At 71.4% G+C, this 12100-nt stretch carries 10 protein-coding genes and 1 pseudogene; 2 read left to right on the top strand and 9 right to left on the bottom strand.

Annotation, left to right across the window (positions count from 1 at the left end):
• From U9R90_RS31600 to U9R90_RS31590, 3 genes and pseudogenes are all read right to left on the bottom strand, one after another.
• Window positions 1-216: pseudogene (locus U9R90_RS31600) on the bottom strand (hypothetical protein); the annotation flags it as partial.
• A 68-nt stretch (window positions 217-284) separates the two neighbouring features.
• Window positions 285-2081, bottom strand: coding sequence for a PQQ-binding-like beta-propeller repeat protein (locus U9R90_RS31595; RefSeq protein ID WP_411060397.1), 1797 nt, complete (start codon window positions 2079-2081; stop codon window positions 285-287).
• A 261-nt stretch (window positions 2082-2342) separates the two neighbouring features.
• On the bottom strand, window positions 2343-4163 hold the full coding sequence (locus U9R90_RS31590) for an ABC-F family ATP-binding cassette domain-containing protein (RefSeq protein WP_411060396.1): 1821 nt from the start codon (window positions 4161-4163) through the stop codon (window positions 2343-2345).
• Between the two features lie 182 nt (window positions 4164-4345).
• On the opposite strand from U9R90_RS31590, the gene U9R90_RS31585 reads away from it, so the two are divergent.
• On the top strand, window positions 4346-5491 hold the full coding sequence (locus U9R90_RS31585) for a serine hydrolase domain-containing protein (RefSeq protein WP_411060984.1): 1146 nt from the start codon (window positions 4346-4348) through the stop codon (window positions 5489-5491).
• Window positions 5492-5607: 116 nt separating this feature from the next.
• Complete coding sequence (locus U9R90_RS31580; protein WP_411060394.1) at window positions 5608-6075, top strand: MarR family winged helix-turn-helix transcriptional regulator; 468 nt, start codon at window positions 5608-5610, stop codon at window positions 6073-6075.
• Window positions 6076-6104: 29 nt separating this feature from the next.
• On the opposite strand, the gene U9R90_RS31575 is transcribed toward U9R90_RS31580, so the two are convergent.
• From U9R90_RS31575 to rsmI, 6 genes are all read right to left on the bottom strand, one after another.
• Window positions 6105-7016, bottom strand: coding sequence for a 4-(cytidine 5'-diphospho)-2-C-methyl-D-erythritol kinase (locus U9R90_RS31575; protein ID WP_411060393.1), 912 nt, complete (start codon window positions 7014-7016; stop codon window positions 6105-6107).
• Window positions 7013-7909, bottom strand: coding sequence for a 16S rRNA (adenine(1518)-N(6)/adenine(1519)-N(6))-dimethyltransferase RsmA (rsmA, locus tag U9R90_RS31570; RefSeq protein ID WP_411060392.1), 897 nt, complete (start codon window positions 7907-7909; stop codon window positions 7013-7015). Before rsmA ends, U9R90_RS31575 begins: the two co-directional genes overlap by 4 nt.
• A gap of 72 nt (window positions 7910-7981) precedes the next feature.
• Window positions 7982-9520 (bottom strand): ubiquitin-like domain-containing protein, encoded by a 1539-nt coding sequence (locus tag U9R90_RS31565; protein WP_411060391.1) that lies wholly within the window; start codon window positions 9518-9520, stop codon window positions 7982-7984.
• 134 nt (window positions 9521-9654) lie between these two features.
• Window positions 9655-10524 (bottom strand): TatD family hydrolase, encoded by an 870-nt coding sequence (locus U9R90_RS31560; RefSeq protein ID WP_411060390.1) that lies wholly within the window; start codon window positions 10522-10524, stop codon window positions 9655-9657.
• Window positions 10525-10605: 81 nt separating this feature from the next.
• Window positions 10606-11019 (bottom strand): hypothetical protein, encoded by a 414-nt coding sequence (locus U9R90_RS31555; protein WP_411060388.1) that lies wholly within the window; start codon window positions 11017-11019, stop codon window positions 10606-10608.
• A gap of 162 nt (window positions 11020-11181) precedes the next feature.
• On the bottom strand, window positions 11182-12075 hold the full coding sequence (gene rsmI, locus U9R90_RS31550) for a 16S rRNA (cytidine(1402)-2'-O)-methyltransferase (RefSeq protein WP_411060387.1): 894 nt from the start codon (window positions 12073-12075) through the stop codon (window positions 11182-11184).
• Window positions 12076-12100: the final 25 nt, after the last annotated feature.

The following is a 12100-nucleotide window of genomic DNA, read 5'->3' as shown; positions in this document are numbered from 1 at the left end:
GCCCGGGGGCGGCGTCTGCGGGTAGCCGTAGCCGGAGCCCTGGGGGGCGCCGAAGCCTCCCGACGGCGGGTCCTGCGGGGCCCCGAAACCACCACCGGGCGGCGGGTCCTGCGGGGCGCCGAAGCCACCGGACGGCGGCTGGTTCGGGGGCTCGCCGGGCGGCTGGTTCGGGGGCGGGCCCGGCGGCTGGTTGGGCGGCGGAGGCGGCTGCGTCATGACTGTCTACCTCTGAAGAACGGAACGTGGGGGCGTGGGAAAGGACTCGGGACTCGCGCTGCGGCCACTCACTTGCCGAATGCCAGCATCCGGGCCGCCTCCTCCTCGTCGGACTTCTTGGCGCGCAGCCGAGAAGGAGTCATGAAGAACCGCTCGTCGGCGTAGGCCGTCTCGCCCAGGAAGCCCATCGAGCTCTCGGCGCTCGCGGCCCCGGCCGGGTGCTTCAGTACGGTCTCCGGCTTGCCGCCGCTCGCACCGAAACGCACGACCATTCCGGCCTCGCTGTAGTTGGCCTCGACATAGCCGATCAGGCTCGTGCCCTCCATGGCGAGCGGCACGACGGTGCGCTTCTCGTCGGCCTTCGCCCGCCACTTCTCCTTGCCGGTGGCGAGGCTGAAGGCGACGATCTCGTTGTAGCGGCCGCCCGAGGTCGCGGAGCCCTTGTCGCTGGTCGCCAGGTGGAGGGTGTCGCCGCTCACGACCACGCCGGAGCAGCCGTCGACGGGACCGGACGAGAACATGCTGCCGCAGCCGTTCTGGAACTTGTCCTTACCGCCGTCGAGCTGCGAGCGCACCTTGCCGCTGTCCGTGAACGCGGCGACCGTCCAGGTCTTCTTGTCGTCGTTCTTCAGCGAGACGACCAGCGGATCGGCGGAGTAGATCTTGTCGATCTCCCAGTTCTTGGGACTCATGTAGGTCCACTTGGCCTTGCCGGTCTTCGGGTCCAGCTCCTGGAGCTTGGCGTTCTCGTCGGGGCTGGTGGCGCAGGAGGACACGCTGATCAGCTTGGCCCCGCCCGCGACGCCCTTGGGGAAGCACTTCTCCTCGCCCCGCGTGACCTCGAAGAGCTTCTTGCCGTCGGCCATCGAGTAGGCGACGTGGGACTGGCCGCGGGCGACGGTCAGGGTGTCGCCGGTGATCGCGAGCCCGGGACCGCCGATGCTGAAGTCGAAGAGGCCGCCCTTGTCGAGCTCCTTCTTCCAGCCCGCCTTGCCGGTCTTGAGGTCGATCTGCTGGAGCTGGTTGCACTTCGCCTTGGAGTCGGACAGGCCGTTCTCGTACATGACGACGACCTTGCCGTCAGCGCTGGGGGCGGTCGGGGCCGCACACGCCGTGGCCGACAGCGGGACGGACCACTTCTCCGTGCCGTCGCTCACGTCGAAGGCGGAGACCTTCTTGTAGCCGGCCTGGATGACGGTGTCGCCCTCCACCCAGATCTTCAGGAGCTCGGCGCCGTCGCCGGGGATCTTCTGGTCGTTCCTGACCATCCATGCCTTGGCGTCACCCGGACTGCTGCCCGCGTTCAGGTCGGCGTTGTCCCCGCGGCCGGGGGCGCCCCCGCCGCCGTCACCCTTGTCCACGGAGTCCGACGGCGACGGCTTGGCGTCGTCGCTCTTCTCGACGGCGGGCTCCTTCTTGGACTCGTCCTTCTTGTCGCCGTCACCGTCACGGGTGAGGAAGAAGACGCCGGTGCCGACGACGAGCAGCGCGGCGACGGCCGCAGCGATGATGACCGCGGGCTTGCCCTTGAGGAAGCCACCGGATCCCGAACCGCCGGTCCCTGGAGCGCCCGGGAACGTCGGCGGCTGACCCTGCTGCTGCGGGTACCCGTACTGCGGCTGCTGCCCGTAGGGACCGGCCTGCGACGGCTGGTTGTAGGGGCCCGGCTGGGACGGCTGGTTGTACGGACCGGGCTGGTTGTACGGGCCCGGTTGCTGTGGGTAGCCGTACCCCGGCTGCCCAGGCTGTCCCGGCTGACCGGGCGGCGGACCCTGCGGCGGCTGACCGGGAGGCGTCGGCGGCTGCTGCGGCGGCTGGCCGGGAGGCGTCGGCGGCTGACCTGGGGGCTGTGGCGGCTGAGTCATCAGCGGTGTACCTCTTCACGCGGAACCAGAGCCCGGCCGGTCTCCCCCGCAATTCCGTTGGCGTATCCCCCGGAAAGGAGCGAATCGGGCATGGTTCCCGCAACTCTGAGTCAGTCAAGCGGGAGTTCTTTGTATCACCCACCGCCGCCGCGAAGCCGGGCCGGTCACCCCCCTGTACCCAAGGGAGGACCGGCCCGTGACGCCCCTGTTATGCGCGCAGAGTCACCAACACGCCATGTTCCGGGCTCCGCTTGTGGGCGCTCAGCCGACCGTTTCAGCCAGCTCCAGCCAGCGCATCTCCAACTCTTCGCGCTCGGCCACCAGTTCGCGGAGTTCCGCATCGAGCCCCGCTACCTTGCCGAAGTCGGTGGCGTTCTCGGCGATCTGTGCGTGCAGCTTGGTCTCCTTCTGTGACAGCTTGTCCAGCTGCCGTTCGACCTTCTGCAGTTCCTTCTTGGCGGCGCGTGCGTCGGCCGACGAGGTGGCCGGGGCCTGGGCGGCCTGCGCGGCGGGAGCGGCGGCCGGTGCCTGCGCGGCGGCGGCCTCGATCATCCGGCCCCGGCGCTCCAGGTACTCGTCGATGCCGCGCGGCAGCATCCGCAGCGTGGCGTCACCCATGAGGGCGAACACCCGGTCCGTGGTCCGCTCGACGAAGAACCGGTCGTGCGAGATGACCACCATCGACCCCGGCCAGCCGTCGAGCAGGTCCTCGAGCTGGGTCAGGGTCTCGATGTCCAGGTCGTTGGTGGGCTCGTCGAGGAAGAGGACGTTCGGCTCGTCCATCAGCAGCCGCAGGATCTGCAGGCGCCGCCGCTCGCCACCGGAGAGGTCACCGACCGGCGTCCACTGCTTCTCCTTCCCGAAGCCGAACTGCTCGCAGAGCTGCCCGGCGGTCATCTCCCGGCCCTTGCCGAGGTCCACCCGGTCACGCACCTGCTGGACGGCCTGGAGCACCCGCAGGTCCGGGTCCAGCTCGCCGACCTCCTGCGAGAGATAGGCCAGCTTGACGGTCTTGCCGACGACGACCTTGCCCGCGGCGGGCTGGGTCTCGCCCTCACTGCGGGCGGCTTCGGCCATGGCGCGCAGCAGCGAGGTCTTGCCCGCGCCGTTCACGCCGACCAGGCCGATCCGGTCGCCGGGGCCGAGCTGCCAGGTCAGATGCTTCAGCAGCACCTTCGGCCCGGCCTGTACGGTCACGTCCTCCAGGTCGAACACGGTCTTGCCGAGTCGCGACGAGGCGAACTTCCGCAGCTCGGAGGTGTCCCGCGGCGGCGGCACGTCAGCGATCAGCTCGTTGGCCGCCTCAACGCGGAAGCGGGGCTTCGAGGTCCGCGCGGGGGCACCGCGGCGCAGCCAGGCCAGCTCCTTGCGGACCAGGTTCTGCCGCTTGGCCTCCTCGGTGGCGGCGATCCGCTCGCGCTCGGCCCGCGCGAAGACGTAGTCGGAGTACCCGCCCTCGTACTCGAAGACCGTGCCGCGCTGGACGTCCCACATCCGTGTGCACACCTGGTCGAGGAACCACCGGTCGTGGGTGACGCAGACCAGGGCGGAGCGGCGGGTCCGCAGATGCGCGGCGAGCCAGGCGATGCCCTCGACGTCGAGATGGTTGGTGGGCTCGTCGAGCACGATGAGGTCCTGCTCGGCGATCAGCAGCTTGGCGAGCGCGATACGCCGCCGCTCGCCACCCGACAGCGGCCCGATGACCGTATCGAGACCCCGGTCGAAGCCAGGCAGGTCGAGCCCGCCGAAGAGCCCGGTCAGCACATCCCGGATCTTGGCGCTGCCCGCCCACTCATGGTCGGCCATGTCGCCGATGACCTCGTGCCGGACGGTGGCCTCGGGGTCGAGCGAGTCATGCTGGGTCAGCACGCCGAGGTGCAGCCCGCCGCTGTGCGTGACGCGGCCGGTGTCGGCCTCCTCCAGCTTGGCGAGCATCCGGATCAGGGTGGTCTTACCGTCGCCGTTGCGGCCCACGACCCCGATCCGGTCCCCCTCGGAGACGCCGAGGGAGACTCCGTCAAGCAGGGCACGGGTGCCGTACACCTTGCTGACTGCCTCGACATTGACCAGATTGACGGCCATCAACGCTCCAGATTGGGGGACGATCGGCCTTCCAGCGTAGTCGCCACCGGCGTGGCCCCCGTTCCGGGATTCCGGCCGCCCCTGCCTCGACCGCGGAACCACCCCGGAATCGGGCGTACTGGGTGAACGTTGCACCATGGGATGCGGGCGCCACCGGGGCGCGGCAGTCGAGGGAGCGCGTGGTGGACGTCCAGGGCACGGTGGCGCCGGGTTTCGAGCCGGTGAGGGAGGCGTTCGTACGCAACTTCGCGGAGCGGGGCGAGCGGGGCGCGGCGGTGGCCGTGTACCGCCACGGGGAGCGGATCGTCGACCTGTGGGGCGGCACCCGAGACGTCGATGGCACGGATGCCTGGCAGCGGGACACCGCACAGATCGTCCGCTCCGCCACCAAGGGCGTGGCCGCCGCGATACCCCTCCTCCTGCACCAGCGCGGGCAGCTCGACCTGGACGCACCGCTCGGCACGTACTGGCCCGAGTTCAAAGCGCACGGCAAGGAGCGGACCCTGGTCCGCCATCTGCTGGGCCACCGGGCCGGGGTACCGGCCGTGGACCGCCCACTCGGCGCGCACGAGCTCGACGCGGCCCCGGCGGCCCTCGCGGCGCAGCCGCCCGCGTGGGAGCCGGGCACGGCGCACGGCTACCACGCGCACACGTACGGCTGGCTGCTCGGCGAGCTGGTACGGCGGGTGACGGGCCACACGCTCGGCAGCTGGCTGGACGAGGAGATCACCCGCCCCCTGGACCTCGACCTGTGGATAGGCCTGCCGTCGGCCGAGGCCCACCGGGTGGGCCGCATCGGCCCGGTCTCGCCACCGGCCTCCTCCTCCGCCCTGCGGCTACGCCCCAAGCGGGCGGTCTCCGAGGCGTACGCGGATCCCGACTCGCTCACCCGCCGCGCCTTCGGCGCCCTGCTGACCCCGGACGAGAACGCCGCCGCCTACCGCTCCGCCGAACTCCCCGCGTCGGGCGGCATCGCCACGGCCCGCTCGCTCGCCGCGTTCTACGCCTCGCTGATCGGAGAGGTGGCGGGGCGCCCCCGGCTCCTCGCCCCCGCCACGGTCGCCCTCGCCCGCACCGAGGAATCCGCGGGCCCCGACCGCGTCCTGATCGTCAACACCCGCTTCGGCCTGGGCTACATGCTCCACAGTCCGGCCTCGCCCCTGCTGGCGGCGGGCTCCTTCGGACATCCGGGGCGTGGCGGCCCCCTGGCCTTCGCGGACCCCGAATCCGGAATCGCCTTCGGCTACGTGACGAACGGCTTCCAGAAGGGGGTTACGGCTGATCCGCGGGCGCAGGCGTTGGTGGGGGCGGTGCGGGCGGCGCTGTGATCGCCCAGCCACTGATGCTGGCCGCCCTCAGCACCGGATGAAACGCCTTGACCTTAAGTTCACTTGAGGTTCTACGTTGGCCCTGTTCGAGTGATCGATTGAACGGGAGCGGTGACGTGGAAACCAAGGAATACTCGCCGGAGGAGCTGGCTGCCCAGCCCGTCGCGTACTGGACCGGCATCGCCTACGAGGCGATCATCGGGTTCATTCGGGAGCAGCAGGCCGGGCTCGGGTTCACGCAGCCGCAGTTCTGGATACTCCGACACCTGTCGACGGACGATCTCTCGGTGGACGGGCGCGGCATGACCGTCCCGGAGTTGGTCGACGCCATGACGACCTACCTGCGGCCCGAGGACGATCTGGCGGCCGAGGCCGCGACGTTGCTGGACCGGGGCTGGGTCACGCGGGACGACGACGGGCGGCTGTGGATCACCGAGGCCGGCGACGCGGCCCGTGCGGACCTCAAGACGCACGCGCCCGCGTGGCGCGACCGGATACACGAGGGTGTCGACGACGCGGACTACGTGACGACGCTCCGGGTGCTGCGGCGGATGATGCGGAACGTGGGCAGCGAACCGGGGTAAGAGCCTGTTTCCGAGCGGGTCCGGGGGCGTCAGCCGCCGGTGGCCACCACCGTCGCGCCGCGCGCCGGTGACGACGCCACCCGTGCCGCCCGGCACGTGCCCGAGGCGAGCAGGGCCGACGCCACCCGGTCCGCCGCCGACGCGTCCTTCGTCAGGAAGGCCGTCGTCGGGCCGGAGCCCGAGACCAGGGCGGCCAGGACCCCCGCCTCCGTACCCACCGCGAGCGTGTCCGCCAGCGAGGGGAAGAGCGACACGGCGGCAGGCTGGAGGTCGTTGGCGAGCGCCCCGGCCAGGGCCGCCGGGTCGCCCACCCGCAGCGCGTCCAGCAGCGCGGGGGACGCCACGGGCTCGGGGACCTCTCGGCCCTCCCACAGGCGGTCGAACTCGCGGTACACGGCAGGGGTCGAAAGACCGCCCTCAGCCGTGGCGAAGACCCAGGTGAAGTCACCATCCACCGGCAGCGGCGTGAGCAGCTCGCCGCGGCCGGTGCCCAGCGCCGCCCCGCCCACCAGGCTGAAGGGCACGTCGCTACCCAACTCCGCGCAGATGGCGAGGAGTTCGTCGTGGGGGGTCTGCGTGCCCCACAGCGCGTCGCACGCCAGCAGTGCGCCCGCGCCGTCCGCGCTGCCGCCCGCCATGCCGCCCGCGACCGGGATGTCTTTGGCGATGTGGATGTGGACGTCGGCGGAGCGGCCGTTCCGGGCTGCGAGGGACAAGGCCGCCCGTGCCGCCAAGTTGGACTCGTCCAGGGGCACTTGGTCGGCGTCAGGACCCGAGCAGGTGATCCGCAGAGTGTCCGACGGGGTCACCGTCACCTCGTCGTAGAGGCCCACCGCGAGGAAGACGTTGGCCAGGTCGTGGAAGCCGTCGGGGCGCGCCCCGCCGACCGCGAGCTGCACATTGACCTTGGCCGGGACCCGTACCGTGACGCTGGCGCTCACTTACCCGCCTCCCGGTTCTCGGCGATCCGCGCGAACTCCTCGACCGTCAGCGCCTCGCCGCGCGCCTGCGGCGACACCCCGGCCGCGACCAGCGCCGCCTCCGCCGCCGCTGCCGATCCGGCCCAGCCGGACAGCGCGGCCCGCAGTGTCTTGCGGCGCTGCGCGAACGCCGCGTCGACGACCGCGAAGACCTCCTTCTGGGAGGCGGTGGTCTTGACCGGCTCAGTGCGGCGTACGAGCGAGACCAGGCCGCTGTCCACGTTCGGCGCGGGCCAGAAGACGTTCCGGCCGATCGACCCGGCCCGCTTCACCTCGGCGTACCAGTTGGCCTTCACCGACGGCACTCCGTACACCCGCGAGCCCGGCGCGGCCGCGAGCCGGTCGGCGACCTCGGCCTGCACCATCACCAGCGTGCGCTCGATGGTCGGGAAGGTGGCGAGCATGTGCAGCAGCACCGGCACCGCGACGTTGTACGGAAGGTTGGCGACCAGGGCGGTGGGCGCGGGGCCCGGCAGCTCGGCCACCTGCATCGCGTCGGAGTGCACGAGCGCGAACCGGTCGGCCTTCGCGGGCAGCCGCGCGGCGACCGTGGCGGGCAGCGCGGCCGCCAGGACGTCGTCGATCTCGACGGCGACCACCCGGTCCGCGGCCTCGAGCAGGGCCAGCGTCAGCGAACCGAGCCCGGGGCCGACCTCGACGACCACGTCGTCCTCGCGGACCTGGGCCGTGCGGACGATCCGGCGCACCGTGTTGGCGTCGATGACGAAGTTCTGGCCGCGCTGCTTGGTCGGGCGCACGCCGAGCGCCGCGGCCAGCTCGCGGATGTCGGCGGGGCCCAGGAGGGCGCCCTGGAGGTCAGGGGCGCCTTGGGGGTCATCAGTGGGGCTGCTCACCGCTCAAGGGTAAGCGGCCCCGGACGGTCGCCCGTGCAGTCGGCCGCCGTCCCGGCGCGACCGGCCCGCCGGTCATCGGCGCAGCCTGCCGCCGCAGTGCGGCCACGGACTGGCGCCCCGCTGCACGTACAGCTTCTTCGCTCGGTACGTCTGTTCGGCGGCCGGTGCATCCTGGGGGCGGCCGCTGCCGCCGAGGCCCTGCCAGGTGCGTACGTCGAACTGGTAGAGGCCGCCGTAAGTGCCCGAGGGGTCGGTCGCGCCGGGGCGGCCGCCCGACTCGCAGGCCGCGAGTGCGCCCCAGTTCAGCCCGTCGGCGCCCTCGACCGACGTGGGGCGCGCCTTGGTGCCGACCTTCACGATCTGCGTACGCGGCTCGCGCACCACCTCCGACCGCAGCAGCTTCGGCTTCTGCTTGACGCCGTTGACCGTGCGAAGCGAGTAGACGAGGCGACGGGCACCGGCGCGGCCCTGCTGCTCGACGACCTCCGTGCCCTGGTAGAGCGAGGCGTCCTCGGTGCGCTCCACGGCGAAGGGGAGCGGCTGTTCGCGTACCTCCCGGCTCGCGCTGATCCGCATGACCGAGACGGTCTGGCCGTCGCGCGGGAAACTGGACGGCGGTACGGAGGTGGTGTCCTGGCCGCGCAGCGTGATCCCGGCCTGCTCCACGGCCTCGCGTACGGTCGCGGCGTTGGTGCGGATGGTGCGCTCGCGCCCGTCGGCCATGACGGTGACGGTGCGCTCGGTACGGACGTCGAGGCGCAGGCCGCTGCGGGAGATCCGACGCGCGGGCGAGGACGAAAGATAGGCGCCCTCGGCGCGCACGTCGAGCTGGCGGAGCATCCCGCCGACGGTGCGCGCGGTGGTCCACTCGCGGCGCCGCTGCCCGTCCAGGGTCAGATCCACCGGGCGGCCGTAGCGGACGACGATCTCGTCACCGTTGGCCAGCTCGGTGCCCGGCGCGGGCGTGACGCGGTCGTGGGCGCCGACCTCCAGGCCCTCCTTGGTGATCAGCTCGCCGACGTCGTCCGCGAAGGTGTGCAGCTCGCGCGGCTCCTCGCCGTCCACGGAGAGCTTGATCGCCTTGTCCTCGGCGACGAACGCGGAGGTGCCGCCGGCGAGGAACGCCACGACCAGAGCCTGCGGGACCAGGCGGCGCAGCGTCTCGGGCCGCCCTGCGGCCTTCTTGCGGCGGGCGACCCGGCGGGCCTCGGCCCGGCTCGGCGGCGGGGCGTCGGATTCGGAGGCCGGGGCGGGCGCGGGCGCCTGGCGGGGCAGCAGGCGCGGCTCGGTCGGAGCGGATTCGTACCCGGAGACGAACCCCGGTTCATACCCGGACTCGTACGCGTCAAAAGCAGGATAGGCGGCCTCGTAGGCGGGCCGATAGGTGTCGTACGGAGCACCGTACGAGCCCTGCTCGTCCCCGTAGGCACCCTGCTCGTCCCCGTACGAGCCCGACTCATCCCCGTACGCGCCCTGCTCATCCCCGTACGCGCCCTGCTCATCCCCGTACGCGCCCTGCTCGTCGTACGACGCCCGCGGCGGCTCCACGGTCCCGGCACGGCGCCTGCCGCTGCCGCGCCCCGCACGGTGACTCCCCTGCGCATTGCTCACGACGACGCTCCAGGCTCATAAGGGACCGGATCGGGCCCGAGTGAACCTAGCCGAGCGAGCGCTACTCTCCAAAGTCGCCCGGTTACGCTGTGTCGTGACCCTCCCCAGCGCTGGGCGCCCCGTGGCGTTATCCGTCAGTAATCAAATGCGCGCGCCGTGTTGTCGGCCACCGCCATCGCCAGCACGTCCTCATCGACGCCCTTCACCTCCGCCATGGCCCGCAGCGTGACCGGAATGAGATACGGGGCGTTAGGCCGTCCGCGGTACGGCGCCGGGGTCAGAAAAGGTGCGTCGGTCTCGACGAGGACGAGCTCCAGCGGGGCGACTCGCAGGGCGTCGCGCAGGGGTTGGGCGTTCTTGAAGGTCACATTGCCCGCGAAGGACATGAACCAGCCGTTCTGCGCGCAGACTTCGGCCATCGCGGCGTCGCCCGAGTAGCAGTGGAAGACGGTGTGCTCGGGCGCGCCCTCCTCCTTGAGTACCCGCAGGACGTCGCTGTGGGCGTCCCGGTCGTGGATGACCAGCGCCTTGCCGTGCCGCTTGGCGATCTCGATGTGCGCGCGGAACGACCGCTCCTGGGCCTGGATGCCCTCGGGCCCGGTACGGAAGAAGTCGAGCCCGGTCTCGCCGACACCCTTGACCTGCTCAAGACCGGCGAGCCGGTCGATCTGGGCGAGTGCCTCGTCCAGCGCGGCGTCCCCGCCCGCTTCCCGTGCCCCCTGCCGCGACCAGCCGTCAGGGTCGCCGTGCACGATGCGCGGCGCCTCGTTGGGGTGCAGGGCGACGGTCGCGTGCACATTCGCGTACGCGGCTGCCGTGTCGGCTGCCCACTGGGAGCCCGCCAGGTCGCAGCCGACCTGGACGACGGTGGTGACACCCACCGCCGCCGCCTTCGCCAACCCCTCGTCCACCGTGCCCGACTGCATGTCGAGGTGGGTGTGCGAGTCGGCTACCGACACCCTGAGCGGCTCCGGCAGCGGCGGTGCGGCGTCTTTCTGGCTCATGCCCCAATCCTACGAACCGGGGACACGACCCCTCACGCGCCCTTGCCACCCTCACCCGCCCTACTCACCCGTACCCCGCCCTCACCCGTCCTTGCGGTGCTGGAAGGGATGCAGCAGATCCGAGAGGTGCCACTGGTGCCCGGACTCCTCCTGGGGCTTGGGAACCTGCGGAGTCGCGTGCTGCCGATTGAGAATGTCCAGGACAGAGGAGACCCGTCCGGCCTGCATGATGCGCACGACGTGCCCGCCGCAATTCATGCAGGTGGGCTTGGCGATCGGAGAAGGCACCCGTTCGCCGTTGACCATGTACATCACGAACTCGTTGCCGGCGCCGTCGATGTGGTGCTCGATGTCATACGACTCCTCCCAGCCGTGCCCGCACCCCAGACAGGCAAAGGCGTATGACTCATGAACGGTGGCGATGGCCTGCGTAGGCCGGGATGTTGCCGCGGGACCAGGCGTGCTGCCGGTGGCGCGGCTGGTGATCTCACTCATGCCAGCTCCTCTTGTCCTCTGGACAAGCATGTCCGGGACGAAAGCGTCCCTTTGACCATTGGACGCCTCTCCCCGGCGGAGCGCATCAGGCCTGTCAATTCTTAGAGCTGTCTTTGTGCTTTCTGGGTAAAACCACCTGGTGCGCGTCCTGCACTTTGCCTTTTACGATAGCTCTTTGCCGTCCATTGGGGACTTTCTGGCCGCGTTCTTTGCCGCCACCACAGCGTCGAACACCTCGCGCTTGGGCAGCCCCGCATCGGCCGCGACCGCCGCGATGGCTTCCTTGCGCCGCTCCCCGGCCTCTTCGCGCACCTGGACCCGGCGCACCAACTCGTCGGCGTCGAGTTCCTCGCTCGCCTCAGGAGCGCCCTCGACGACAACGGTGATCTCTCCGCGTACGCCGTCGGCCGCCCACTCGGCGAGCTCCGCCAGCGGTCCGCGCTTGACCTCCTCGTACGTCTTGGTGAGTTCCCGGCACACGGCCGCCCTGCGCTCGGCGCCGAACACCTCGGCCATCGCGGCCAGGGTGTCGTCCAGGCGGTGCGGTGCCTCGAAGTAGACGAGAGTGCGCCGCTCATCCGCGACCTCGCGCAGCCGGGTCAGGCGCTCACCGGCCTTGCGCGGCAGAAAGCCCTCGAAGCAGAAGCGGTCGACCGGCAGCCCCGACAGCGCGAGCGCGGTGAGCACGGCGGACGGACCCGGCACCGCGGTGACCTTGATGTCCCGCTCGACGGCGGCCGCGACCAGCCGGTAGCCCGGGTCCGACACCGACGGCATCCCCGCGTCCGTGACCAGCAGCACCCGGGCGCCGCCCGCGAGCGCCTCGACCAGCTCCGGCGTACGGGCCGCCTCGTTGCCCTCGAAGTACGACACCGTCCGCCCGGCCGGCTGCACGCCGAGCGCCTGGGTGAGGCGGCGCAGCCTGCGGGTGTCCTCGGCCGCCACGATGTCGGCGGCCGACAGTTCGGCGGCCAGCCGCGGCGGCGCGTCGGCGACGTCCCCGATAGGGGTTCCCGCGAGTACGAGCGTTCCAGTGGTTCCCGTCGTTCCAGTCACGGACCCATCCTCGCAGGGGCGCGAC

Source organism: Streptomyces sp. E11-3, assembly GCF_046540415.1.
In the GTDB taxonomy this organism is placed as follows: domain Bacteria; phylum Actinomycetota; class Actinomycetes; order Streptomycetales; family Streptomycetaceae; genus Streptomyces.
This window is presented reverse-complemented; position numbering and strand designations above follow the sequence as displayed.